At 61.7% G+C, this 22,532-nt stretch carries 25 protein-coding genes; 17 read left to right on the top strand and 8 right to left on the bottom strand.

What is annotated here, in order from left to right:
- Both thiD and dtd read left to right on the top strand, forming a co-directional pair.
- Positions 1 to 822: a bifunctional hydroxymethylpyrimidine kinase/phosphomethylpyrimidine kinase gene (gene thiD, locus ACWHRL_RS17360; RefSeq protein ID WP_447530560.1), complete on the top strand. Its 822-nt coding sequence runs from the start codon at positions 1 to 3 to the stop codon at positions 820 to 822.
- A gap of 1 nt (position 823) precedes the next feature.
- Positions 824 to 1,264, top strand: coding sequence for a D-aminoacyl-tRNA deacylase (gene dtd, locus ACWHRL_RS17355; RefSeq protein WP_447530318.1), 441 nt, complete (start codon positions 824 to 826; stop codon positions 1,262 to 1,264).
- A gap of 14 nt (positions 1,265 to 1,278) precedes the next feature.
- Here the strand turns inward: dtd and ACWHRL_RS17350 are convergent, their stop codons facing one another.
- Positions 1,279 to 3,225, bottom strand: a complete 1,947-nt coding sequence (locus ACWHRL_RS17350) for an ABC-F family ATP-binding cassette domain-containing protein (RefSeq protein ID WP_447894641.1) — start codon at positions 3,223 to 3,225, stop codon at positions 1,279 to 1,281.
- 26 nt (positions 3,226 to 3,251) lie between these two features.
- Here ACWHRL_RS17350 and ACWHRL_RS17345 point away from each other — a divergent pair, with 26 nt between their 5' ends.
- From ACWHRL_RS17345 to ACWHRL_RS17310, 8 genes are all read left to right on the top strand, one after another.
- The gene (locus ACWHRL_RS17345) at positions 3,252 to 3,824 is read left to right on the top strand and encodes a TIGR02444 family protein (protein WP_447894640.1); all 573 of its coding nucleotides are present in this window, start codon (positions 3,252 to 3,254) and stop codon (positions 3,822 to 3,824) included.
- Positions 3,825 to 3,983: 159 nt separating this feature from the next.
- Positions 3,984 to 5,033, top strand: coding sequence for a TRAP transporter substrate-binding protein (locus ACWHRL_RS17340; protein ID WP_447530315.1), 1,050 nt, complete (start codon positions 3,984 to 3,986; stop codon positions 5,031 to 5,033).
- Between the two features lie 155 nt (positions 5,034 to 5,188).
- Positions 5,189 to 5,767 carry a TRAP transporter small permease gene (locus ACWHRL_RS17335; RefSeq protein WP_447894639.1) on the top strand — a complete coding sequence of 193 codons (579 nt, stop codon included), beginning with the start codon at positions 5,189 to 5,191 and terminating at the stop codon, positions 5,765 to 5,767.
- Between the two features lie 29 nt (positions 5,768 to 5,796).
- On the top strand, positions 5,797 to 7,080 hold the full coding sequence (locus ACWHRL_RS17330; RefSeq protein ID WP_447894638.1) for a TRAP transporter large permease: 1,284 nt from the start codon (positions 5,797 to 5,799) through the stop codon (positions 7,078 to 7,080).
- 18 nt (positions 7,081 to 7,098) lie between these two features.
- Positions 7,099 to 7,542 carry a universal stress protein gene (locus ACWHRL_RS17325; protein ID WP_447530312.1) on the top strand — a complete coding sequence of 148 codons (444 nt, stop codon included), beginning with the start codon at positions 7,099 to 7,101 and terminating at the stop codon, positions 7,540 to 7,542.
- 128 nt (positions 7,543 to 7,670) lie between these two features.
- On the top strand, positions 7,671 to 8,369 hold the full coding sequence (locus ACWHRL_RS17320; protein WP_447894637.1) for an FKBP-type peptidyl-prolyl cis-trans isomerase: 699 nt from the start codon (positions 7,671 to 7,673) through the stop codon (positions 8,367 to 8,369).
- Between the two features lie 121 nt (positions 8,370 to 8,490).
- Entirely contained in the window at positions 8,491 to 9,330 is an 840-nt protein-coding gene (locus tag ACWHRL_RS17315; protein ID WP_447894636.1) for an FKBP-type peptidyl-prolyl cis-trans isomerase N-terminal domain-containing protein, read from the top strand.
- Positions 9,331 to 10,380, top strand: coding sequence for an alpha/beta hydrolase-fold protein (locus tag ACWHRL_RS17310; protein WP_447894635.1), 1,050 nt, complete (start codon positions 9,331 to 9,333; stop codon positions 10,378 to 10,380). It begins immediately after the preceding gene.
- An 18-nt stretch (positions 10,381 to 10,398) separates the two neighbouring features.
- Here ACWHRL_RS17310 and ACWHRL_RS17305 read toward each other — a convergent pair whose 3' ends face one another.
- Both ACWHRL_RS17305 and ACWHRL_RS17300 read right to left on the bottom strand, forming a co-directional pair.
- Positions 10,399 to 11,010 (bottom strand): SCO family protein, encoded by a 612-nt coding sequence (locus ACWHRL_RS17305; protein WP_447530308.1) that lies wholly within the window; start codon positions 11,008 to 11,010, stop codon positions 10,399 to 10,401.
- Positions 11,011 to 11,013: 3 nt separating this feature from the next.
- Positions 11,014 to 11,514, bottom strand: coding sequence for a hypothetical protein (locus tag ACWHRL_RS17300; RefSeq protein ID WP_447894634.1), 501 nt, complete (start codon positions 11,512 to 11,514; stop codon positions 11,014 to 11,016).
- A 116-nt stretch (positions 11,515 to 11,630) separates the two neighbouring features.
- Between ACWHRL_RS17300 and ACWHRL_RS17295 the strand changes: the two genes are divergently transcribed.
- Together ACWHRL_RS17295 and ACWHRL_RS17290 are read left to right on the top strand one after the other, a co-directional pair.
- Positions 11,631 to 12,548 carry an AEC family transporter gene (locus ACWHRL_RS17295; RefSeq protein WP_447894633.1) on the top strand — a complete coding sequence of 306 codons (918 nt, stop codon included), beginning with the start codon at positions 11,631 to 11,633 and terminating at the stop codon, positions 12,546 to 12,548.
- A 305-nt stretch (positions 12,549 to 12,853) separates the two neighbouring features.
- The gene (locus tag ACWHRL_RS17290; RefSeq protein WP_447554571.1) at positions 12,854 to 12,991 is read left to right on the top strand and encodes a DUF2256 domain-containing protein; all 138 of its coding nucleotides are present in this window, start codon (positions 12,854 to 12,856) and stop codon (positions 12,989 to 12,991) included.
- A 472-nt stretch (positions 12,992 to 13,463) separates the two neighbouring features.
- Here the strand turns inward: ACWHRL_RS17290 and trmB are convergent, their stop codons facing one another.
- Genes trmB through thiS form a run of 3 tightly spaced genes read right to left on the bottom strand, consistent with a single transcriptional unit; the run spans position 13,464 to position 15,296 of the window.
- Positions 13,464 to 14,213, bottom strand: a complete 750-nt coding sequence (trmB, locus tag ACWHRL_RS17285; RefSeq protein WP_447894632.1) for a tRNA (guanosine(46)-N7)-methyltransferase TrmB — start codon at positions 14,211 to 14,213, stop codon at positions 13,464 to 13,466.
- Positions 14,214 to 14,248: 35 nt separating this feature from the next.
- On the bottom strand, positions 14,249 to 15,043 hold the full coding sequence (locus ACWHRL_RS17280; protein ID WP_447530303.1) for a thiazole synthase: 795 nt from the start codon (positions 15,041 to 15,043) through the stop codon (positions 14,249 to 14,251).
- A gap of 31 nt (positions 15,044 to 15,074) precedes the next feature.
- Positions 15,075 to 15,296 carry a sulfur carrier protein ThiS gene (thiS, locus tag ACWHRL_RS17275; protein ID WP_447530302.1) on the bottom strand — a complete coding sequence of 74 codons (222 nt, stop codon included), beginning with the start codon at positions 15,294 to 15,296 and terminating at the stop codon, positions 15,075 to 15,077.
- A 122-nt stretch (positions 15,297 to 15,418) separates the two neighbouring features.
- Between thiS and ACWHRL_RS17270 the strand changes: the two genes are divergently transcribed.
- Both ACWHRL_RS17270 and ACWHRL_RS17265 read left to right on the top strand, forming a co-directional pair.
- Positions 15,419 to 15,799: a DUF423 domain-containing protein gene (locus tag ACWHRL_RS17270; protein ID WP_447530301.1), complete on the top strand. Its 381-nt coding sequence runs from the start codon at positions 15,419 to 15,421 to the stop codon at positions 15,797 to 15,799.
- A gap of 72 nt (positions 15,800 to 15,871) precedes the next feature.
- Positions 15,872 to 17,008, top strand: a complete 1,137-nt coding sequence (locus ACWHRL_RS17265) for a Gfo/Idh/MocA family protein (protein ID WP_447894631.1) — start codon at positions 15,872 to 15,874, stop codon at positions 17,006 to 17,008.
- Here the strand turns inward: ACWHRL_RS17265 and ACWHRL_RS17260 are convergent.
- Together ACWHRL_RS17260 and ACWHRL_RS17255 are read right to left on the bottom strand one after the other, a co-directional pair.
- Positions 17,005 to 17,619 (bottom strand): nucleotidyltransferase family protein, encoded by a 615-nt coding sequence (locus ACWHRL_RS17260; protein ID WP_447894630.1) that lies wholly within the window; start codon positions 17,617 to 17,619, stop codon positions 17,005 to 17,007. The genes ACWHRL_RS17265 and ACWHRL_RS17260 overlap by 4 nt on opposite strands.
- The gene (locus ACWHRL_RS17255) at positions 17,609 to 18,583 is read right to left on the bottom strand and encodes an XdhC family protein (RefSeq protein ID WP_447894629.1); all 975 of its coding nucleotides are present in this window, start codon (positions 18,581 to 18,583) and stop codon (positions 17,609 to 17,611) included. Before ACWHRL_RS17255 ends, ACWHRL_RS17260 begins: the two co-directional genes overlap by 11 nt.
- 191 nt (positions 18,584 to 18,774) lie before the next feature.
- Here ACWHRL_RS17255 and ACWHRL_RS17250 point away from each other — a divergent pair, with 191 nt between their 5' ends.
- Genes ACWHRL_RS17250 through paoC form a run of 3 tightly spaced genes read left to right on the top strand, consistent with a single transcriptional unit; the run spans position 18,775 to position 22,463 of the window.
- Complete coding sequence (locus ACWHRL_RS17250; protein ID WP_447894628.1) at positions 18,775 to 19,332, top strand: 2Fe-2S iron-sulfur cluster-binding protein; 558 nt, start codon at positions 18,775 to 18,777, stop codon at positions 19,330 to 19,332.
- Entirely contained in the window at positions 19,329 to 20,279 is a 951-nt protein-coding gene (locus ACWHRL_RS17245; protein WP_447894627.1) for an FAD binding domain-containing protein, read from the top strand. Before ACWHRL_RS17250 ends, ACWHRL_RS17245 begins: the two co-directional genes overlap by 4 nt.
- 3 nt (positions 20,280 to 20,282) lie before the next feature.
- Positions 20,283 to 22,463 (top strand): aldehyde oxidoreductase molybdenum-binding subunit PaoC, encoded by a 2,181-nt coding sequence (gene paoC, locus ACWHRL_RS17240; protein ID WP_447894626.1) that lies wholly within the window; start codon positions 20,283 to 20,285, stop codon positions 22,461 to 22,463.
- Positions 22,464 to 22,532 lie beyond the last annotated feature (69 nt).

Raw genomic sequence — 22,532 nt, 5'->3', positions numbered from 1 at the left:
ATGACAGACATTGCAAAGGTACTGACCATCGCCGGCTCCGACCCTTCCGGCGGCGCCGGGCTACAGGGGGACATCAAGACGTTCTCGGCGCTGGGCGTTTACGCGACCAACGTCATCACCGCGGTGATCGCGCAGAACACCCAGGGCGTGGCCCAGGTCGAGCCGGTGTCGCCTTCGATGATCCGCGTCCAGCTCGAAAACCTGTTAGCGGATGTCGAGATCGACGCGGTAAAAATCGGCATGGTGGGCAGTCGCGAGGTCGCCGAGGTGATCGCGGACGTGCTCGACAAGCACCGCCCGCGCTGGATCGTGCTCGACCCGGTGATGGTGGCGAAAAGCGGCGATATTTTGGTGGACGACGAGGGCATCCGCGCGGTGCGCGATATCCTGGTGCCGCTGGCCCATGTGATCACCCCGAACCTGCCCGAGGCCGCCGTGCTGCTGGGGTCGGCTTCGCCGAAAACGCCGGACGAAATGGAGGCGATGCTGCCCGGGCTCACCCGGCTCGGCGCGCCTTTCGTGGTGCTCAAGGGCGGCCATCTGACCGGTGAAACCTGCCCGGATCTTTTGGCGACGCCTTCTGAGCACGCCTGGCTTCCCGCCTCGCGCATCGCCACCGAGAATCTGCACGGCACCGGCTGCGCGCTCTCATCGGCGGTGGCGGCGTGTCTGGCGAAGCTGCCCCTGGAGGCGGACAACCAGGCGCCGATTGCCGCGATCAAGGAGGCCAAACAGTGGCTGCACGCAGCGCTTGAGGCCAGCGAGCGGCTAAACGTCGGCCACGGCCGCGGGCCGGTCCATCACTTTCACCGCTGGTGGTAATATGAAAGCCTTGATTCAGCGCGTTAAAAACGCCGATGTCAGCGTCGAGGGGGAGAGCGTCGGCGCCATCGAGCAGGGGCTTTTGGCCCTGGTGGGGGTGGAGCGCGGCGATAGCGAAACGGACGCGGACAAGCTCCTGCACAAACTGCTTCACTACCGCGTGTTCAGCGATTTGGAGGGCAAGATGAACGACAACCTGCAGCAGGCCGAAGGCGGTTTGCTGCTGGTCTCTCAGTTCACGCTGGCCGCCGATACCCGCAAGGGGCTGCGCCCGGGCTTTTCGAGCGCCGCCGCCCCCGAAGAGGGCGAGCGGCTCTTCGATTATCTTGTTGGTAAGGCTAAAGCGGCTTGGCCGAACGTCGAAACCGGCCGGTTCGGCGCCGATATGCAGGTAGCGCTGGTCAATGATGGCCCCGTGACCTTCATGCTCGAAAGCCGCTAGCGTTCGAGCGGGCGCTAGTGCGCCTCGCTTTCGAGTATTTCGGCCTCCATCGCCTCCAGCGCTTCCTCGGCGGCGAGCCACTGCTGCTCGGCGCGCTCCACGCGCTCCTTGCAGGTGGCCTGCTCGGCAAGCGCTTTGGAAAGCTCCATCTTGCGCGCCGGGTCGGTATAAAGCTCGGCGTCGGCCAGGCTCTCTTCCACTTTCTCAAGCGCAGCCTGGGCGGCTTCCATGGCTTTCTCGGCCTGGTCGCGGGCCTTTTTCTGCGGGCGCAGCTTTTCGCGAAGCTCAGCGGCGGCCTTGCGCGAGGCCTTGCGGTCCACGCTCGGCGACTGCGCCTGGCGCTCGCTTTTCTCGACACGCTCCTCGCGGCGGCTCTCTTCCAGGCGCGCCTTCAGCCATACCCGGTAGTCGTCCAGATCGCCGTCGAAGGGCTCGACCTTGTGATCCGCCACCCGCCAGAACTCATCCACCGTGGCGCGCAGCAGGTGACGATCGTGAGAAACCAGAATCACCGTGCCTTCGAACGCCGAAAGCGCCTGGGTGAGCGCTTCGCGCATCTCCAGATCCAGGTGGTTGGTGGGCTCATCGAGCAGCAAGAGGTTGGGCTTTTGCCAGGCCACCAATGCCAGCGCCAGGCGCGCCTTCTCGCCGCCGGAGAAGGTGGCCACGTTGCCGAAGGCGTCGTCGCCCTTGAAGCCGAACCCGCCCAGGAAGTTGCGAATCTCCTGGTCGCTGGCGGTAGGGGAAAGACGCTGCACGTGAACGAACGGCGTGGTGGTGACGTCGAGCCCTTCGAGCTGATGCTGGGCGAAGTAGCCGATCGCCAGGTGCTCGCCGGGCACGCGCTTGCCGGCCAGCAGCGCAAGTTCGCCGGTCAGCGACTTGATCAGCGTCGATTTACCCGCCCCGTTGGGGCCCAAAAGGCCAATCCGGCTGCCCGGCAGCAGGCTCAGGTTCACCTTGTCGAGCTGCACGTTGTCGCCGTTTTCGCCCCCATAGCCCAGCTGCGCGCCGTCCAGCACCAGCAGCGGGTGCGAGGTCTTGTCGGCGGCGGGCAGGGTGAAGTGAAAGGGCGAATCGACGTGAGCCACGGCGATCTCTTCCATGCGCTCGAGCATCTTCACCCGGCTTTGGGCCTGGCGCGCCTTGGTCGCCTGGGCCTTGAAGCGGGTAACGAAGCGCTCGATCTCCTCACGGCGGGCCTGCTGCTTGGCGGCCTCGGCCTGTTGCAGGGCGAGCTTTTCGGCCCGGGTGCGCTCGAAGCGCGAGTAGTTGCCCCGGTAAAGCTCGACGCTTTGATGGTGCATGTGCACGATGTGATCGCACACCGCGTCCAGAAAGTCGCGGTCGTGGGAGATCAACAGCAGCGTGCCCGGATAGCGGGTTAGCCAGTTCTCCAGCCACAAAAGCGCGTCCAGATCCAAGTGGTTGGTGGGCTCGTCGAGCAGCAACAGGTCGGACGGCATGAACAGCGTACGCGCCAGGTTGACGCGCATACGCCAGCCGCCGGAAAAGCTCGATAGGGGCTGGGTCAAATTCGCCTGTAAAAAGCCCAGCCCCACCAGCAGCTGGGCCGCGCGGGACTCGGCGGTATAGCCGTCCAGGGTTTCGATCAGCCCGTGAAGCTCCGCCTCGCGGTGGGCGTTTTGGGTCTCTTGCGCTTCGAGAAGATCGTGTTGGGCCTGGCGCAGCGCGGTGTCACCGTCGAGCACGTACTCGATGATCGAGCGGTCCAGCGCCTCGACTTCCTGAGCCATGTGCGCCACGCGCTGGCCGCCGCTCATTTCGATATCGCCCTGATCCGGGCCCAGCTCGCCAAGCAAAAGCTTGAAAAGGCTCGACTTGCCGGCACCGTTGGCGCCAATGATACCGGCCTTGACGCCGTTATTGAGCGTCAGGTCGGCGTTATTCAGCAGCGTTTGCGTGCCACGTTGCAGGGCGACTTGGCGCAGTGCGATCATGCTTTCTCCCGGATAAGGCTGACGTAATGTTCGATTCTAACCGATTGCAGCGCTTGCAGCAGGCACCGCTTTGGGATTTCGCCTGCGATTTCTACGCCTTTGATAAGGTGGCGACGGCGTGTCTGACCCTTCAGGACAGCGCCGGAGTCGATGTGTGCGAACTGTTGTTTCACTGCTGGCTTTACCGATACGGTCTGCAGGCGCAAACCGCGGCGCTCGAACAAGCCCGCGCGGTGCGAAAGCATTGGCAGCAAAGCGTGACGCAAACCCTACGCGAGCTGCGCCGCGACCTGAAACCCGACGCCGCCCACAGCAGCTCGATTGCTAAGCTGCGCGAGACGATCAAAAACGCCGAGCTTCAAGCCGAAAAAGAAAATCTCCAGGCTTGGCAGGCATTTATCAAGAAAAATCCCCATGCTGTATCCGCGATTAGCGAAGGCGACAAAAGCGCGCTTGATGTAGGCATTTGGCTGCAAAGTAGGCTTTTTTCGCTCACTTTTGCCCAGAGCCAAAAACTCATGTACGAGCAGGGTCGAAGCGTTGAAAGCGCCTGGCGCACGCTGGTTTGGCGCCTTGACCCCGTTAACTGTGCGCGCTAGCCTCAAATTAAGCTATTTTTGAATAACGCGTGGTTTTTGAGTTGCCCGTGCCCGCTTTCAAACGTAGCGGGTAATGCATCGACTCCTGCGCTAGCCGTTATTCGAAAATGGATTTTTGCGCACTTCTTGACGCGCTTACCACTGCAAGGGGAACACTGCATGAAGGCTCACAAGGCTTTATCTACGCGCTCGGTCACCTCGAAACTTCTTACCTCGGCAAGCGTCGGCGCGCTGTTGTTCGGGCTAAGTGCCACCGCTCAGGCAGACAACTGGCGCTATGCTCACGAAGAGTACGAGGGCGATGTCCAGGACGTCTTCGCGGTGGCGTTCAAGGAGTACGTCGAGGATAACTCCGACCATACCGTTCAGGTCTATCGCTTTGGCGAGCTGGGCGAGTCCGACGACATCATGGAGCAGACGCAGAACGGTATTCTGCAGTTCGTCAACCAGTCTCCTGGCTTTACCGGTGCGCTGATTCCCGAGGCGCAGATCTTCTTCATTCCGTATCTGCTGCCCACCGACGAGCAAACCGTTCTCACGTTCTTCGATGAAAGCGAGGCGATCAACGAGACGTTCCCCGAGCTCTATGCCGAACAGGGCCTCGAGCTTTTGCAGATGTATCCGGAAGGCGAAATGGTGATCACCACCGATGAGCCGATTAGCTCGCCGGAGGACATGCAAAACAAGAAAATTCGTACCATGACCAATCCGCTGCTGTCCGAGACCTACAGCGCGTTTGGCGCTACGCCCACGCCACTGCCCTGGGGCGAGGTTTACGGCGGTTTGCAGACCGGTATTCTCGACGGTCAGGAAAACCCGATTTTCTGGATCGAGTCCGGTGGTCTTTACGAGGTATCGCCCCACCTGACCTTTACCGGTCACGGCTGGTTCACCACCGCGATGATGGCCAATCAGGACTTCTACGAAGGGCTCTCCGAGGAAGACCAGCAGCTGGTACAAGAGGCGACCGGGGCGGCCTACGAGCACACCATGGAGCACATCCAGGGGCTGGCCGAAGAATCCCTGGAGAAAATCCAGGCCGCTTCCGACGAAGTGACCGTTACTCGCTTGAACGACGAGCAGATCGAGGCGTTCCGCGAGCGTGCTCCCCAGGTCGAAGAAGAGTTTCTTGAAATGACCGGTGAGCGTGGCGCTGAGCTTCTCGAGCAGTTCAAGGCCGATCTCGAAGCCGTCACTAACGAGTCATGAAGCGCCTGCCATCTTACGTTGGCACCACAAAGCAATGACGCAGGGGCAGCCACGGCTGCCCCTTTTTTATGTCACCGGCGTGTTCACCGGTTGACCATGGCCGTTTAACCACCATTTTCCAGACGCTACGTTCGAAACCGCTCAAGGAGACACCCATGACCGATGAAGAAGCCGAAGATAACTACCGCTCGGGGTTACCCGGCGTGCTGGGCATGATCGACACCGCAATTAGCAAAATCGAGTCAGTGATTCTGGCGCTGGGGGTTTTGCTAATGGCGTTGAATACGGTGGTCAACGTGATTGCCCGGTTCGTGTTTGGCAACAGCATCATGTTTTCCGGCGAGTTAAACCGAATTTTGATCATCATGATCACCTTCGCGGGTATCGGCTACGCTGCCCGTCACGGGCGTCATATCCGCATGTCGGCCATTTACGATGCGCTGCCGGTGGGCGGGCGCCGGGCGCTGATGATCGTGATTTCGCTGTTTACCTCGCTCGTCATGTTCTTTCTGCTCTACTACTCGGTGGTGTACATCCTCGATCTTTATAGCAAGGGGCGGGTGCTGCCCTCGCTCGGGCTGCCCATCTGGATGATCTACATCTGGGTGCCCATGGGGTTTTTGATCACCGCGCTTCAGTACTTGCTGACCGCGGTGAAAAACGTGACTAGCCACGACGTGTACCTCTCGACCGGCGTTGTGGACGGCTACAAAGATACCGAAACGGAAGTCTAACAAGAGTAAGGCAGGCTTAGGGAAACACTATGACGACGATAATGTTAGTGACCATGATCGCCCTGCTGTTGCTGGGCTTTCCTATGATGGTGCCGCTGATTACCGCGGCGGTAATCGGCTTTTACATGATGTTCAACGGTTTCGGCCAGATGGATACGCTGATTCAGCAGATGATGGCCGGTATTCGCCCGGCCTCCCTGATCGCCGTTCCCATGTTCATTCTCGCCGCCGATATCATGACTCGGGGGCAATCGGCCAACCGGCTGATCGAAATGGTGATGTCGTTTATCGGCCATATCAAGGGTGGCCTGGCGGTGAGTACCGCCGCTTCGTGTACCCTGTTTGGCGCGGTGTCCGGCTCCACTCAGGCAACGGTGGTGGCGGTGGGCTCGCCGCTTCGCCCCAAAATGCTCAAGGCGGGCTACTCGGACTCTTTTACGCTGGCGCTGATCATCAACGCCAGCGACATCGCCTTTTTGATTCCGCCGAGTATCGGCATGATCATCTACGGGGTCATTTCCGGTACCTCCATCGGCGAGCTGTTCATCGCCGGTATCGGGCCGGGCCTTTTGATTTTGTTCATGTTTTCGGCGTACTGCATCCTTTATGCGGTCGTCAAGGATGTGCCCACCGAGCCACGCTCGAGCTGGAAAGAGCGCGGTGTGGCGGTGCAAAAGGCGCTCTGGCCCTTGGGCTTTCCGGTCATCATCGTCGGTGGTATCTACGGCGGGGTCTTCAGCCCCACCGAAGCGGCGGCGGCCTGTGTGCTCTACGCGGTACTGTTGGAGTTCGTGGTGTTTCGTTCGCTAAAGATGAACGACATCTACACCATCGCCAAGTCCACCGGTTTGATCACCGCGGTGGTGTTCATTTTGGTGGCGGTGGGTAACGGTTTCTCCTGGATCATCTCCTTTGCCCAGATCCCCCAGGCCATTCTGGAAGCGGTAGGCGTCAACGAGGCCGGCCCCACTGGGGTATTGATCGCGATCTGCGTCTCGTTTTTCATCGCCTGTATGTTCGTCGATCCGATCGTGGTGATTCTGGTGCTCACGCCCATCTTCGCCCCGGCGATTGCCGCCACGGGGCTGGACCCGGTGCTGGTGGGTATCCTGATCACGCTGCAGGTGGCCATCGGCTCGGCCACGCCCCCCTTTGGGTGCGATATCTTCACCGCCATCGCGATATTCAAGCGCCCGTACCTGGACGTCATCAAGGGAACGCCGCCGTTTATCTTCATTCTGATTCTCGCTGCGGCGCTTTTAATCATGTTCCCGCAGATCGCGCTGTTTTTACGCGATGTCGCCTTTCGTTGAACGCAAGGAGTGTGAGGCATGTTTCATCGTATCCTGATACCGGTGGATGGCTCGAAGGGCGCCATGAAAGCGCTCGAAAAGGCAGTCAGCCTTCACCTTCTAACCGGTGCGGAGCTTTACATCCTGTGCGTTTTCAAGCACCACAGCCTTTTAGAGGCGTCGCTCTCTATGGTGCGGCCTAACCGGCTCGACATTCCCGACGACGCCTTGAAAGAGTACGCCACCGAAATCGCCGTCTACGCCAAGTCCCACGCGGTGGAGCTGGGTGCGGAGTCCACCAAAGTGCGCGCCTTCGTGAAGGGCGGGCGGCCATCGCGTACCATCGTGCGCTTTGCCCGAAAACGGGAGTGCGATCTGACCGTGATTGGGGCTCAAGGCACCAACGGCGACAAGAATTTATTGCTGGGCAGCGTTTCGCAACGCGTCGCGGGAGCATCGCACTGTCCTACACTGGTGGTGTAGTCTTAAACCTTTGACGCAACATAAGGTCTTAAGCGAAGGTAAGCGTATCGTGTCAGCGAACGCTTTGCGCAGAACAGCGACACAGCATTTATTAGCCGGCGCACAGCGTCCTTGAAGAAGGTTTTAAAATGAAAGCAATGGTCTCTACTACGTTCAAAACCGCGGCTTTGACGGGTCTTCTTTTGGTGGCCCCCTTTGCCGCCGCCGAGCCGGAAACCGACGAGCAGCGCTTGGCTTACAGCCTGGGCGTTACGCTGGGCGAAAGCATGCAGGCCGATGTCGAAGATCTTGATATCGACACCTTTTCCGAAGGTATGCGCGACGTGTTCGAAGGCAACGAGCTTGCCTTAAGCGAAGAAGAGATGATGGAGACGCTGGTCGCGTTCCAGCAGCGCTCCATGCAGGAGCGTGAAGAGCAGGCCGCTGAAATCGCCGAGATGAACCAGCAAGAGGGCGAAGAGTACCTCGAAGAAAACGCCGAGCGCGAAGGCGTCGAAGTCACCGACTCCGGCCTTCAGTATGAAGTGCTCGAGTCCGGCGAAGACGACGGTCAATCCCCCGGCCCCGAAGACACGGTGGAAGTGAACTACGAAGGCATGCTGCTCGACGGCACCGTGTTCGACAGCTCTTTCGAGCGCGGCGAGTCGGTCACCTTCCAGGTCAACCAGGTAATCGAAGGTTGGCAGGAAGCGCTTCAGATGATGAGCGTCGGCGATAGCTGGATGATCTACATTCCGTCCGAGCTTGCTTACGGCGAGCAGGGCCAGGGCCCGATCGGTCCCAACGAGATGCTCACCTTCCGCGTCGAACTGCTGGGCATCGAGTAAGCATGATCCCACGCCTTTAAGCTACTCTGCGCCGCTTTTTAGCGGCGCTTTTAGTATCAGAGGCGCTTTGTCATCGTTTAAACGCCTTACGGTAAACAGAGTTTTCAATGAAAGGCTTTCAATGAAAGGATTACTGTCTTCTATCGCCTTGGCTGGTTGGCTGCTGACGGCACCCTATGCGGCGGCGGCGCCGGACACTGACGAACAGCGCTTCGCCTATAGCTTTGGGGCCACGATTGCCGAGGATATGCAGGAAAACCTCGAAATCGAAAACCTCGATTTACAGGCACTCGGCGACGGCATGCGTGATGTGTTTGATCACAACGAGCTGGTGTATGGTTGGCCGGTGATCAATACGGCGGTCCAGCAAGGGCCGGGTGGTGCCCTCGACGGGCATCATCTTGGCTACAGCTACGGTGCTACCATGGCACAAAACTTCATGCGTAATACCGAAGGCCTCGCTGAGCCACTCGAAGTCGATATCGATGCGTTCATCGACGGCATGCGTGACGTGTTTGCCGGTAACGCGCTGGCGCTAAGCCGCGACGAGATCGGTGCGACAAGAGAGGCGTTTGAAGCACGCCGCGCTCAAACGGCCGACGAGAAAGAGCGGCTCTTGAATGCCGATAGCGAGGCCTTTCTGGCGCGCAATGCCCAGCGTGACGGCGTGATCGAAACCGACGCCGGTTTTCAGTTCGAAAAGCTCGAGTCCGGTAGCGGCGCCTCGCCCGGCCTGGACGATAGCGTCGAGATCAGCATCCAACGTATGAACCCGGACGGCACCGAGTCGGGTGAACCGGCCTCGACGAGTACCTACGCGATCAACGAAGCGCAAAGAGGATTTAAACAGCTACTGCCGCTCATGCGCGTGGGCGATGTCTGGATGCTCTACACGCCCGCAAAGCTTGACCAGGATAATGGGCTTCAACTGCAGCGTGTCGAGCTATTGAGCATTGAATAAATGAAAAATCCCTGCGGTTTTACCTTTTGGTTGGCGGGCGCGCTTTTGTCGATGGCAGGCGCGAATAGCGACGCTGTCGCCGAGAATGGCACGCCCGGGGCGCTACCCCCGTTAGGCGCCGCGCAAGGCCAGGCCAGCGTCGTCGGGGTTTCCGCGGGCGGCTATATGGCCAGCCAGCTAGCGGCAGCGTGGCCCGAGCGCTTTAAAGGTCTGGGTGTCGTCGCTGCCGGGCCCTGGGGGTGTGCACAAGGAACATTGAGTCTGGCGCTTCGCCAGTGCATGCAGGTGAGCCGGGGGCTGCCCTCGCTCGAGGCCTTGGACGAGCGCTTCGAGCGCTACCGCGAGCAGTCGCTGGTGGGCAGCCGGGAAGCGCTTGGCGCGCTTCGTGTGTTCATTGCCCACGGCGACGACGACGAGGTGGTGGCGCCGGAGCTGGGTGCGCTGCTGGCCCGCCAATGGCGTGGCTGGAGCGCAGAGGACCAGGTGCGTTTCACGCCCGGAAGCCAGGGCCACGGCTGGCCGGTGCGCCTGCCCGCGCAGGCAAGCGTTGGCCCCCACGCGCTGGGGGGCTGCCGCCAGGGCGGGGGCAGCTTCGTGCTCGCCTGCGACGACGACCTGGCCGCGGATATGCTCGCGTGGTTCTACCCTGAGCGCGCCGGGGCGGCGTCCGACGGCGCGCTAATAGCCTTTGATCAAAGCGATTTCGCCGCGAAAGGCCTGGCCGACACCGGTTATCTTTTCCTGCCCAGGGGATGTGAAGAGGGTGGGTGTCCGGTGACCGTGGCGCTTCACGGCTGCCAGATGAGCGTTGAGGACATTGGCGACGTGTTCATCCGCCATAGCGGCCTGAATGATTGGGCGGCAGAGCACGGCCAGGTCGTGCTCTACCCCCAGGCCGAAAGCAGCCTGGCCAACCCCCAGGGGTGCTGGGACTGGTGGGGCTTTGCCGAAAGTACCTGGCAGCTCAACCCGCAGCACGATACCCGCGAAGGCGTGCAGGTACAGGCGTTGATGAACATGCTGGATAGACTCGAAGCGCCTCTCGATTAAGCGCCTTCGCGGCGCTCGTTAGCTTTTTTGGCGGCGAAGCTCTCGGTCCAGGGCGGACACCAGCGCGCCGGGCGTGGGCGAGTGAAGCACCTGTTCGAGAACGTCTCCTTCCCGATTGACCAGAAAAAGCCCGGCGGTGTGGTCCAGGGTGTAAGCCATGGAGGAGTCCGGCGTGTCGACTCGCTGCCACACCACGCCGTAGCGCTCGGCCACGTCCTCAAGCTCTTTGGGCGACCCCACCAGGCCAATGAACTCCTCACCGAACGCCTCCATGTATTCGCGCATGCGCGCCAGGGTGTCGCGCTCCAGATCGACGGTCACCATCACCGGCACCACGCGTTCGCGCGTCTCTTCGTCGAGCTGAGCCAGCGCCTGGCGTTTGACCGCCAGGGTGATCGGGCAAACGTCGGGGCAAAACGTGTAACCAAAAGAGACCACGGCCACCTGGTCCTCTTCCAGCTGGGTCAGCGCGAAAGCGCCGTCGGTCGAGGCCATGGCGATCGGCCCGCCGCGCAGGCCCTGCTCATCGTCGCTCGAGCCCATGATGAATAGCACCAGCGCGGCGAGCGCGGCCACCCCCAAAAACACCGCTACAATGACCGCAGGGCGCTTTTTTAAACGTGTTTGCATTGACTAACTCCTGGTGACGTCGAAATCGAACCAACTGCCGATTTTCCCTTCCGGGGTGGTTAGTATGACACGTGCGCGCCAGGGCATGACGGCCTGGGTGCACATACCCACCTGGCCCTGGCCGTTGAAGTGGCCCGGGGCGGTGGCCATCAGGTTAAAGCGATGAAGCCCCATGTCCATGTCACGGCCGTTGAACACAACGCTTACCTGGCTTGCCTCGATCCCCTCGATCTTGACCTCTAGCGGCAAGGCACTCAATGCGTCGATCGAGCCGTCCACGTCCACGGCGAAGCGGAGTTGGCCATCACCCAGAGCGGCGGTGCAGGCGCTTTCGTGGAGTTGGCAGCCCGGGTTCGGGGCGAACCAGGTGATATCGTCGCCGCCGCGCAGCCAGCTGTTCAGGCCATACACCAGGCAAGCCATCAGCGCCACGGCGGTCACCAGCATCAGCACATTGAGGACAGGAAATCCGGTAACGTATCCCGAAGAGGTTGGTTTATTCATGGGAAAAGCGTCACGATACGGCCATAGGCTAGAAAAGATACTGCATGGTAGCAGCAAACGTGCCCCAGGCCAGTGGCCAGGATGTCGCACGTGGGCGGGGCCAATCAGGAGTAGCGATGAACAGTATTACCGGGGCGCTGGGGCCACTTTTTTTGCTGATTCTGCTCGGCGCGGCGATTGGCTACAAGCGCTGGCCGAGCAGCGAGTTCTGGGCGCAGATGGAAAAAATCATCTACTTTCTACTGTTCCCCGCCATGCTGGTGGCAACGCTTGCCACCGCGGATGTAAGCCAGGTGCCGGTGGCCAGGCTTGCGGGCGTGCTGCTCGGCGCGATTATCCTTCTCACTCTGCTGCTCTGGGGGTTACGCGGGTGGCTTTTGCTCCCCGCCCCGGCGTTTACCTCGGTCTTCCAGGGGGCGATTCGCTTCAATACCTACGTGGGGGTGGCCGGTGCCGGGGCGCTGCACGGAAGTGCAGGGGTAACCACCGCGGCGGTGGCGGTCGCGGTGATGGTGCCGGTGGTCAATATTCTCTGCGTGGCGAGTTTCATCAGGGCAGGGACGCTTGGCCCAGCGAGCCTTCGCGCCAGCGCCCTGGCGCTGATCAAGAACCCGCTGATTTTGGCGTGCCTCGCGGGAATTTTTCTGAACCTGACCGGGATCGGCCTTCCGGGCTGGAGCGAAAACGCCGCGAAACTGCTGGGCCGCGCGGCGCTACCGCTGGGGCTGGTTGCCGTTGGCGTGGCGCTGCGCCCGGCGGCGCTTTTACGTATAGACCGGGGAACACTGACCACCAACGTGACCAAGCTTTTGGTGATGCCCGTTGTCGTACTGCTGCTGGCCTGGGCTCTAGGCCTCGATGCGCTGAGCCGCGACGTGGCGCTTTTGTTCGCGGCACTCCCCACGGCCACCTCGGCCTATATCCTTGCCCGCCAGCTCGGCGGCGATGCCGAGCTCATGGCGGCGATCATCACCGGGCAAACACTTTTGGCGATGCTCACGCTGCCGTTATGGCTTCAATTAGCCAGCGGGTAAAAATAAATAAAAAGTATTCGCATTTGTGTTGACGCAGTAAATGAGAATGATTATATTGTCCTTACTGGCGTTTGATGAGACGTCAGGGCCAAGGCAGCAGGCTTTTTCTGTCATGGTTTCTCCCTCTCATTGCTAGTCACGGTCTTTTGCCACTCCTCTGGAGTGGCTTTCTTTTTTGGGCCCTTCGAATCGTTATCTCAGGTACGCCGTGGCCTCACCCCCCTGCCGATGATGCAAACTGCGCGCGCTAAAGTGTCTAGACCGAGGCGGTCTCTCATTGTCATTCATTCCAGGCTCTCGCGATCATGGCCCACAAGAAACCCCACCTGCCGACCAAAATCTGCCCCGTCTGTCAGCGCCCCTTCACCTGGCGCAAGAAGTGGGCGCGGGATTGGGACAACGTCGTTTACTGCTCGCAGCGGTGTCGGCGTTCGGGCGTTTGATATCGGATGGCCATAAAAAAAGCCGCCAACGCTGGCTAATGCCGATCAGTTAAGCTTGGCTAGCCCCTGTGGGACGGAGATTTAGCTCGCGACGGGTGGCTTGGCCAGGGCGCCTGACGGCGCCATTCGCCGAATGGTCGGACTACCGCTGAAGCGGGCTCCACAACAACGAAATCTTGCATCCATCCCTTGTAGGAGCAGGCTTCAGCCAGCGATGCAGCGCAACGCGCTGCTGGGGTTGGTGATGATGGCAACCAAAAGTGCCGTCGCCACCGAAGGGCGGCTATCGCCGCCATCGCCCAATGGAATTGGGCTCCTACAATGGAGTCGTACCCCATCTCTCGTAAGAGCAGGCTTTAGCCAGCAACGCAGCGCAACGCGCTGCTACAATAGATTTACCGCTCGTTGTGGGTAGGCAAAAGCCTTAATTGATCGGCATTAGCCAACGCTGGCGGCTTTTAATTATCGCGGGTTAGCGCGCCTTCCGGTAAATCAGATCCCACACGCCGTGGCCGAGCTTCTCGCCGCGGGCCTCGAATTTGGTGAGCGGGCGAAAGCCGGGGCGGGGCACGAAGGGCGCGGTGTCACTTTCAGCGGTGTTGGCGTAGCCGGGCGCGGCGTCCATGACCTCGGCCATCCACTCGGCGTAGGCTTCCCAGTCCGTCGCCATGTGAAAAAAGCCGTCCGGCTCCAGGCGGGTGCGAATCAGCGCCACAAACGCGGGCTGCACGATACGCCGCTTGTGATGCTTTTTCTTCGGCCAGGGGTCGGGGAAGAAGAGCTGTACGGTGTTGATCGAGGCTTCCGGCAGGCACTCTTCCAGCACCTTCAAGGCGTCTTCACGGTAGACCCGCAGATTGGTGAGGCCCAGCTTTTCCGCCTCGTCGAGCAGCTTGCCAACGCCTGGGGCGTGCACTTCGATACCGATGAAGTCGGTTTCGGGATGGGTTTTGGCCTGCTCGATGAGCGAGTTACCCATGCCAAAGCCGATCTCGACCACGCGCGGCGCTTTGCGGCCGAACAGCGCATCGAGATCCTGTAGGCCGTCGGCGAGGGTGAGGCCCAGGCGGGGCCAGACGTCGTCGAGCCCGCGGGTTTGCGCCGGGGTCATGCGCCCGGCGCGAATCACGTAGCTTTTGATACCGCGCCGGTGAAGCGGAGCGTCCTGGCTTTCGGGGCCGGTAGCGCCATTTTCAGGCGAAGGTGCGTTGTCGTCGTTCATGATGTCTCGGCAGGGTCTCTCTAAGGGGCGTTAAATCAGCCGTTGATGCGGCCGGCAAACGGGGTCGACGGGTCGGCGCTTTGGCGCCGCGGCATGCGTCCGGATAAAAACGCATCGCGCCCGGCCTGAACGGCGAGCTTCATGGCGTTGGCCATACGCAGCGGGTCTTTTGCGTGGGCGATGGCGGAGTTGAGCAGCACGCCGTCGCAGCCAAGCTCCATGGCCTGAGCGGCTTCCGAGGCGGTGCCGATCCCGGCGTCCACCAGTACGGGCACGTTTGCCTGTTCGATGATTAGGCGAATGTTGTAGGGGTTTTGAATGCCGTGGCCGGAGCCGATCAGCGAGCCCAGCGGCATGATTGCGCAGCAGCCAAGCGCCTCGAGCTCGCGGGCCACGATCGGGTCGTCGCTGGTGTAGACCATGACGTCGAAGCCGTCGTCGATCAGCGTTTTGGCCGCGCTGAGTGTTTCCACCACGTTGGGGTAGAGCGTGGTCTCGTCGCCCAACACCTCGAGCTTGACCAGGTTGTGGCCGTCCAGCAATTCGCGGGCCAGCCGGCAGGTGCGCACCGCGTCTTTCGCGGTGTAGCAGCCTGCGGTGTTGGGCAGCAGGGTGTAGCGGCTGGGCGGGATCACGTCCAAAAGGTTCGGCGCGTCGGCGTCCTGGCCCAGGTTGGTGCGGCGCACGGCAAAGGTGACGATGTCGGCGCCGCTTTGGGCCACGGCTTCGCCGGTCTCGGTCATGTCCTTGTACTTGCCGGTGCCCACCAAAAGGCGCGAGCCGAAGGTGCGACCGGCAACGGAAAACGGCGTATCGTGTAGTGCTGTCATAAAAAAATCCTCAAGCGCGAGCAAGGCCTGGCTAGCCGCCGCCGATGGCGTGCACCACTTCGATCTGGTCACCTTCGTGCAGCGCGGTGGCGCCAAGCTGGCTTTTGGGAACGATCTGTTCGTTGATCTCGACGGCGATGCGCCGCTCGGTCAAGCCGAGCTGAGCGACGAGATCCGCCGCCGTCAGCCCTTGATTAATGGCGTAAGGTTCGCCGTTGAGCCTAAGCTCTATGGAGGCATTAGGGGTAGACATGGGTGATGAGTATCCCTTGATGAGGCAAACGATCCCTATTGTAGCGGTTTAGGGGCGCTCAAGGTATGTCACCCAGGATATGAAAGTGCTAAAGAATTCGACAACCTTTCAAGGAGCGTACTGTGCAGCAAGCCGATAAAGGATGGTGGTGTTGGGTCGCGGTTTCCGGTGCGCTCATGGTCGCACTCGGTGCCTACGCCGCCCACGGGTTGGCCGAACGAGTGAGCAGTGACATGGTTGATGCCGTTGAAACCGGCGTACGCTACCAGGCTTGGCATACGCTGGCCATGCTGGCGGTGCTCGTATGGCGCGGCCAACGCGCCCGCGCCGGGCAGCGGCTGGTGCTATCGCTTTGGCTTTTGGGCACGCTCTGCTTTTCCGGCTCGCTTTACGCCATGGCACTTGGCGGGATGAACCTGGGGCTGGTCACGCCCATAGGCGGGCTTGCGCTGATCGGCGGGTGGTTGTCACTTCTTTTGGTGGTGCTGATCGCACGCCCTTGAGGGCAGTGCCAGGGCAGCGCCGCCGGTCGCAGAAAGATGAAGTAAAACGCAGTTTTTGACGAGGAGAGACGCATGAGCGAGCAAGCACCCCGCCGTTTGCGGGCGGCCATGCTGGGCGGCGGCCAGGGCGCGTTCATCGGCGCGGTGCACCGCCTGGCGCTGCGCCTGGATAACCATTTCGAGCTACTTGCCGGGGTGTTCTCCTCGAACCCCGAGCGCAACCGGGCAAGTGCCCAGGCGCTCTATATCGAACCGGCGCGCTGTTACAAAGACGTCGACGCGCTGATCGAGACCGAGGCGAGGCGGGGCGATGGCATCGAGGTGCTGATTATCGTCACGCCCAACCACCTGCACTTCGACGCCGCACTCAAAGGCCTTGAGGCGGGGCTTCACGTGGTGTGCGAAAAGCCCATGACGCTGACTTCAGCTCAAGCCGGGCGTCTCGAAACGGCGGCGGTGCAAAGCGCAGGGCACTTTTTGCTCGCCCACACCTACGCGGGTTACCCGATGATTCAGCACGCCCGTGAAATGGCCGCCACGGGGGCGCTTGGCAAGTTACGCCACGTTCAGGTGGAGTACGTGCAGGAGTGGCTGAGCGAGGCGCAAGGCGAGGATAACCGCCAGGCGGCCTGGCGAATGGACCCTGATCAGGCGGGGGCAGCGGGGTGTCTGGGCGATATCGGTGTTCACGCTTTTCAACTCGCGCAGTTCGTCAGCGGTCAGAAGGTGGCAGACGTGAGCGCCTCCTTAACCACCGCGGTCGAAGGGCGGGAACTGGACGACAGCGTTCAGGCGTTGTTGCGCTTCGAGCCCGGTACCAGTGGCATGCTCTGGGCCAGCCAGTGCGCCCCTGGCTTTGAAAACGAGCTGAGCATTCGCTTGGTCGGCGAGAAGGCGAGCCTGCAATGGGCCCAGGAGAGCCCCAACGAGCTGTGGCTCAAGCCGCTCAACGCCCCCAGCCAGCGTCTGACTCGCCGGGAGGACGCCGTCAGCCAAACGGTGGGGCGCAGTATTCGCCTTCCCGGCGGCCACCCGGAAGGCTATATCGAGAGTTTCGCCAATCTCTATCAGGGGTTTGCCGATGGCGTGAAGGCGAAGACGCCGCCCGCTTGGCTACCCGGCATCGAGGATGGCGTGGACGGTATGCGCTTTATCGATGCGGTGCTCGCCTCCAGTCGACAAAACGGCGTTTGGACCCGGCTCGGCTAAAAGCCCCCGATGTTCGGGGTGCCGTGTGACGGGCCCGCCAGGTCCGCCGGCCGGTCGATATCCATCGCCACGCCCGGGTCATCGACCGGCAGCACCCGATGGTGCGCCGCGTGGGCCTTCAATACCCGCCTGGCGCCTTCGCCGCCTTTGATTTTGGAAAGTGCTTCCCAGAAGACACGACCGAATATCACCGGATGGCCCTGCCGGTCCTCGACGCTGGGCGAGACGATGATGTTGGGTGCACTCATTGCCATAAGCGCCGTTAGGGTTTGGCTTTGGATATAAGGCATATCGCCCAGCAGCACGGCGGCGGCCTGAATGTCTGACAGGGACGCGTCCTCCAGGATCGCGCTGAACGCCTCGCCAATACTCGCCCCCAACCCGTGGCGGGCGCTTTGCACGCGGATCAGCGAGCACTCCTCGAGGCCCTTGGGCGCATCCTCTTCGCGCACCACCACCCGCAGGCTCGTAAATGCTCGCCGGGCGTTGGCAACGCTTGCGATCAGCAAGGAGCGGCCATCGCTCAGCACCGCTTGACGTTTGTCCGCCGCGCCGAACCGGCTCGAGTAGCCCGCCGCCATCACCAACGCCATCACCGTATCAGAGCTCATCGAGGCGTTTCCCGTGCTGCACGCGCACGATATCTGCCATCACCGCCAGGGCGATTTCGGCGGGGGTTTTGCTGCCAAGCGCCAGGCCAATGGGCATGTGGATGCGCGAAAGCTCGGCCTCATTCAGGCCGCCGGAGCGTTCGAGGCGCTCAAAACGCGCCTGGGAGGTGCGCTTCGATCCCATCACGCCAATGTAGAACGCTTGGGTGCGCACCGCCTCCATCATCGCCAGATCGTCGATGCGCGGGTCGTGAGTCAGCGCCACCACGGCGGTGGCGGCGTGACAGGTGCCCTGGGCGATATACATTGACGGCAGCACGTTCTCGACCCGGGCCCCGGGTACCTCGAAACGCGCGCAGGCGCGCTCATCCGGGTCGCACACGATGACCTCGAAACCCAGGGTGAGCGCAAAGGCGGCGCAGGGCGCGGTGATCGGCGAAATACCGGCGATCACCAGCCGGTGCGCCGGTGAGACGCGCAGGTGGATAACGTCATTTTCGCTTTCCACGCGCGGTCCGGTCGGTGGGGCAGGGCGAAGCGTGCGCGCCCCGCTTGCGGTATTCACTTCGCGCGTCAAGGGCGCGTGGCCTTCGAGCGCCGTGAGTAGCGCGCTCAAATGCTCATGGGTGTTTGGGGCGGGCAAAAGCCGCTCGACCAGCACATCGAGTACGCCGCCGCAGGGCAGTGTAACGTTCGGCGCGTCGGTATCGGCGGTGTCGCCATAACGGGTAGTGGTCACGGGCTGGTCGAAGGCGCCTTTGGTGAGCCGTTCGAGAAAATCCTCCTCCACGCAGCCGCCGGAAAGCGAGCCGACGTGCTCGCCGCGTGCATTCGCCACAAGCCAGGCGCCCGGCGCCCGGGGCGAGGAGCCGAAGGTGTCCAGTACGGTGCAGAGCCAAATCGTTTGACCCTCGTCACTCCAATCCCGCGCTCGTTCGATGACCTTGAGGTCGAGGTGTTGCATCGAGAAAACCATTCCTTGTTGGGCGGCCCTTTTAAACGGCTCGCGTTCATCTGCCTGCTTAGCGTAGACCACTGGCGCGCTTTAATTTGTGTTATTGGATGCGATGAGGCGTTGGCTTTAATAGCGGCTATGCTTAATGCGTCATGACCGTGACCAGGCTATAGCGACGAAAAAATTAAAGGCAATTCAAAATGACCTCAACGACAACGTCCGAGAAGCATCCTGACGGCGCTCAAACGCGCTCAGCAGTTGCCCTTTCCATCAATGGCCAGCGCTACGAGCTGGAGCTTGATAACCGCACCACGCTGCTGGACGCCCTGCGCGAACATCTAAAATTCACTGGCTCCAAAAAAGGCTGCGACCTTGGCCAGTGCGGGGCGTGTACGGTGAATATCAACGGCAAACGGGTGAATGCTTGTTTGACCCTGGCCGTCATGCATCAGGCCGATGAGATCACCACCATCGAAGGCGTGGGGGGTGTCGAGCACATGGACCCCATGCAGCAGGCATTCATCGACCACGACGCCTTCCAGTGCGGCTACTGCACCCCGGGTCAGATTTGCTCGGCGAAAGCGACCCTCGAAGAGATTCGTGCCGGTATCCCGAGCCACGTAACGAAAGAGCTCGAGGGCGCCATCGAGATCAGCGATGAGGAGATTCGCGAGCGCATGTCCGGCAATCTTTGCCGCTGCGGCGCCTACGCCAACATTCTCAAAGCCATTCACCAGGTAGCCGGGGAGCGCTCATGAAATCCTTCTCCTTCGAGCGTATCGATGACGCCGCCCAGGCGGCGGCGCGCGCCTTTGAAGTGCCGGGTAGCAAGTTCATTGCCGGCGGCACCAACCTTTTGGATCTCATGAAGCACGAGATCGAAGTCCCACCGCATCTAATCGATATTACCGGCACCGGCCTTGACGATATCACTGAGACCGACGAAGGCGGCGTGCGCATCGGTGCTTTGGTGAGTAACACCGCCCTGGGCGCTGACGAGCGTATCCGCCGCGACTACCCGGTACTGAGCCGGGCGCTTTTTGCCGGCGCCTCGAGCCAGCTGCGCAATAAAGCCTCCACCGGTGGCAACCTATTGCAGCGCACCCGCTGCCCCTACTTTTACGATACGGCAATGCCCTGCAACAAGCGCGAGCCAGGCACGGGCTGCGCCGCGCTCGACGATGGCGCCGATACCCGCCAACTGGGCGTGATCGGGACCTCCGATCACTGCATCGCGACGCACCCTTCGGACATGGCGGTTGCGCTTCGCGTGCTGGACGCCGAGGTGGAAACCACCACGCCCCAAGGGCAAACGCGCAGGCTCACCCTCGATGAGTTTTATAAGCTGCCCGGCGACACCCCCGAGGTGGAAAACGCGCTCGAACCAGGTGAAATCATCACCGGCGTCGTACTGCCGGCCCCGGTCGGCGGACGCCAGCGTTACTACAAGGTGCGCGACCGTGCCTCTTACGCCTTTGCCCTGGTGTCGGTGGCGCTGATCGAAACCGACGACGGTCAGGGCCGCGTGGCGCTTGGCGGCATGGCACCCAAGCCCTGGCGTCGCGAGGACGCTGATGCCGAGCTGGGCAACGGTGCCCAGGCGGTGATGGCGAAACTGCTGGACGGCGCCCGCCCCACCGAGGAAAACGCCTACAAGCTGACGCTTGCCGAACGTACGCTTGCTGCCCTGCTGGCCAAGGAGTGATGTATGGATTTTAATCAGCCAACTGACGATAACCTGTTCGACCGGGCGCGACTCATCGGCAAACCGCATAAGCGCATCGACGGTCCGCTCAAGGTGACCGGCACCGCCCCCTACGCCTATGAGCGTCACGACGTGGCCAAGAACCCGCTGGTCGGCTATCCGATGGGGTCGAGCATCGCCAAAGGGCGTATCACCCACATGGATGCCACGGCAGCGCGCAATGCCGAAGGGGTGGCGGCGGTGATCACGACGCTCGATATCAAGGAGCTGCCCCGCCCTGAAAGCAATGTGGCCAAGCTTTTCGGTGGCGACACCGTCGAGCACTATCATCAGGCGATTGCCGTGGTCGTGGCCGACACCCTGGAGCAGGCCCGTGCGGCGGTCTCGCTCATCGAGGTGGAGTACGAGGAAACCCCTGGCGAGTTCGATCTGGACGATGCCTGGAAGCGCCTTCAGGACAGCGACGTGGTCTCCCACGTGGGCGATGTGGACGCGGCCTTTGATAGCGCGGAGGTCACCCTTGACGAGACCTACCACACCGCCTCGCAAAGCCACGCGATGATGGAGCCCCACGCGACCATCGCGGACTGGACTGATGGCAAGCACATGACGCTTTGGACCTCGAACCAGATGATCGAGTGGACCCACCAGGCGCTGGCGACCACCTTCGAGATGGATCCGGAAAACATCCGTTTGGAGAGCCCTTACATTGGCGGCGGTTTCGGCGGCAAGCTTTGGCTGCGGGTCGACGCCGTGCTCGCGGCTCTGGGCTCGAAAGAGACCGGCCGGCCGGTGAAAGTGGCGCTGCCGCGCTCGTTCATCTTCAATAACGCCACCCACCGCTCCGGCACCGTACAGCGGCTGCGCATCGCCGCCAACAAGGATGGGCACATTACCGCCTTCGATCATGCCGCCATTTCGCATACCTTGCCTGGCGGCAGCGGTGAAGACGCGGTGAACCAGACGCGCTGCTTCTACGCCGGCGAAAACCGCCGCACCGCGCACCACGCCATCGACATGAACCTGCCGGAATCCGCCGACATGCGCGCCCCCGGTGAGGCCTCGGGGCTTGCGGTACTCGAGATCGCCATGGATGAAATGGCCGAGAAGCTCGGTATGGATCCGGTGGAGTTTCGGATTCTCAACGACACCCAGGTCAACCCGGAAGAGCCCGAAAAGCGCTACAGCGACCGCCACTTTGTGGAGTGTTTGCGCAAGGGCGCCGAGGCGTTCGGCTGGGCCTCGCGCAACACCACCCCCGGCGGGCAGCGTGAAGGGCAGTGGCTGATCGGCCAGGGCGTGGCGGGTGCCTACCGCGGTGCTCCCACGCTGGATTCCGGCGCGCGGATACGCCTTAGCGAAGGCCGTGTGATCGTCGAAACCGATATGACCGATATCGGCACCGGCTCCTACACCATCATCGCCCAGACCGCTGCGGAAACCATGGGGCTGGAAATGGACGATGTGGACGTACGTCTGGGCAATAGCGCCTACCCCACGGCCTCGGGCTCCGGCGGCCAGATGGGCGCGGCCAGTGTCACCGCCGGGGTTTACGCAGCGTGCCTGGCGCTACAAGGCGAGATCAACAAGCGCTTGGGGGTCGAATCGGCGCGCTTCGAGAACGGCCAGGTGATCACCGATGATAAAAGCGTTGCCTTGCGCGATGTGGCCTCGGGCGAAGAGATCGTCGGCGAAGATACGCTGCACTTTGGCGATTTCAAGGATGACCTGGAAATCGGCACCTTCGCGGCGCATTTCGTCGAAGTGGCGGTACACGCCTACACCGGGGAAACGCGGCTTCGTCGCATGCTCTCGGTGTGCGATGCCGGGCGTATTCTGAACCCGATCACCGCGCGCAGCCAGGTGCTGGGCGGCATGACCATGTCGATCGGCGCGGCGCTGACGGAGAGTTTGACCGTGGATACCGCGCGGGGCTTTTTCGCCAATCACGATTTCGCCGGTTACGAGATCGCGGTTCACGCCGACATTCCCGACCAGGACGTGATCTTTCTGGACACCCAGGACGGCGCCTCTGCCCCCTTGAAAGCCAAGGGTGTCGGGGAGCTGGGCATTTGCGGCGGCGCCGCGGCGGTGGCCAACGCCATGTACAACGCCACGGGCATTCGCCTTCGCGACTACCCGCTGACGCTGGATCGTATGCTCGATAAATTGCCGGCGCTCTAACCTTCGGCGCGCCTTGTCAGCGCGTTCGTGGCCGCTTCATGGGAAGCGGCCCTCGCCGTCAGAGCGCTG

This window comes from Vreelandella sp. GE22 (assembly GCF_968212445.1).
The sequence above is the reverse complement of the archived record's forward strand: the minus strand, read 5'-3'. Positions and strand labels throughout refer to the sequence as shown.

Coding starts and splice junctions, on each gene's coding strand:
- ACWHRL_RS17255 (WP_447894629.1), bottom strand. CDS start 18,583: ATGCAACACCTCGACCTCAAGGTCATCGAACGAGCGCGGGATTGGAGT.
- dtd (WP_447530318.1), top strand. CDS start 824: ATGAAAGCCTTGATTCAGCGCGTTAAAAACGCCGATGTCAGCGTCGAG.
- trmB (WP_447894632.1), bottom strand. CDS start 14,213: ATGAACGACGACAACGCACCTTCGCCTGAAAATGGCGCTACCGGCCCC.
- ACWHRL_RS17310 (WP_447894635.1), top strand. CDS start 9,331: ATGAAAAATCCCTGCGGTTTTACCTTTTGGTTGGCGGGCGCGCTTTTG.
- ACWHRL_RS17315 (WP_447894636.1), top strand. CDS start 8,491: ATGAAAGGATTACTGTCTTCTATCGCCTTGGCTGGTTGGCTGCTGACG.
- ACWHRL_RS17335 (WP_447894639.1), top strand. CDS start 5,189: ATGACCGATGAAGAAGCCGAAGATAACTACCGCTCGGGGTTACCCGGC.
- ACWHRL_RS17350 (WP_447894641.1), bottom strand. CDS start 3,225: ATGATCGCACTGCGCCAAGTCGCCCTGCAACGTGGCACGCAAACGCTG.
- ACWHRL_RS17305 (WP_447530308.1), bottom strand. CDS start 11,010: ATGCAAACACGTTTAAAAAAGCGCCCTGCGGTCATTGTAGCGGTGTTT.
- ACWHRL_RS17295 (WP_447894633.1), top strand. CDS start 11,631: ATGAACAGTATTACCGGGGCGCTGGGGCCACTTTTTTTGCTGATTCTG.
- ACWHRL_RS17260 (WP_447894630.1), bottom strand. CDS start 17,619: ATGAGCTCTGATACGGTGATGGCGTTGGTGATGGCGGCGGGCTACTCG.
- ACWHRL_RS17245 (WP_447894627.1), top strand. CDS start 19,329: ATGAAATCCTTCTCCTTCGAGCGTATCGATGACGCCGCCCAGGCGGCG.
- ACWHRL_RS17265 (WP_447894631.1), top strand. CDS start 15,872: ATGAGCGAGCAAGCACCCCGCCGTTTGCGGGCGGCCATGCTGGGCGGC.
- ACWHRL_RS17320 (WP_447894637.1), top strand. CDS start 7,671: ATGAAAGCAATGGTCTCTACTACGTTCAAAACCGCGGCTTTGACGGGT.
- thiS (WP_447530302.1), bottom strand. CDS start 15,296: ATGTCTACCCCTAATGCCTCCATAGAGCTTAGGCTCAACGGCGAACCT.
- ACWHRL_RS17280 (WP_447530303.1), bottom strand. CDS start 15,043: ATGACAGCACTACACGATACGCCGTTTTCCGTTGCCGGTCGCACCTTC.
- ACWHRL_RS17325 (WP_447530312.1), top strand. CDS start 7,099: ATGTTTCATCGTATCCTGATACCGGTGGATGGCTCGAAGGGCGCCATG.
- ACWHRL_RS17290 (WP_447554571.1), top strand. CDS start 12,854: ATGGCCCACAAGAAACCCCACCTGCCGACCAAAATCTGCCCCGTCTGT.
- ACWHRL_RS17300 (WP_447894634.1), bottom strand. CDS start 11,514: ATGAATAAACCAACCTCTTCGGGATACGTTACCGGATTTCCTGTCCTC.
- thiD (WP_447530560.1), top strand. CDS start 1: ATGACAGACATTGCAAAGGTACTGACCATCGCCGGCTCCGACCCTTCC.
- ACWHRL_RS17330 (WP_447894638.1), top strand. CDS start 5,797: ATGACGACGATAATGTTAGTGACCATGATCGCCCTGCTGTTGCTGGGC.
- ACWHRL_RS17250 (WP_447894628.1), top strand. CDS start 18,775: ATGACCTCAACGACAACGTCCGAGAAGCATCCTGACGGCGCTCAAACG.
- ACWHRL_RS17340 (WP_447530315.1), top strand. CDS start 3,984: ATGAAGGCTCACAAGGCTTTATCTACGCGCTCGGTCACCTCGAAACTT.
- ACWHRL_RS17345 (WP_447894640.1), top strand. CDS start 3,252: ATGTTCGATTCTAACCGATTGCAGCGCTTGCAGCAGGCACCGCTTTGG.
- paoC (WP_447894626.1), top strand. CDS start 20,283: ATGGATTTTAATCAGCCAACTGACGATAACCTGTTCGACCGGGCGCGA.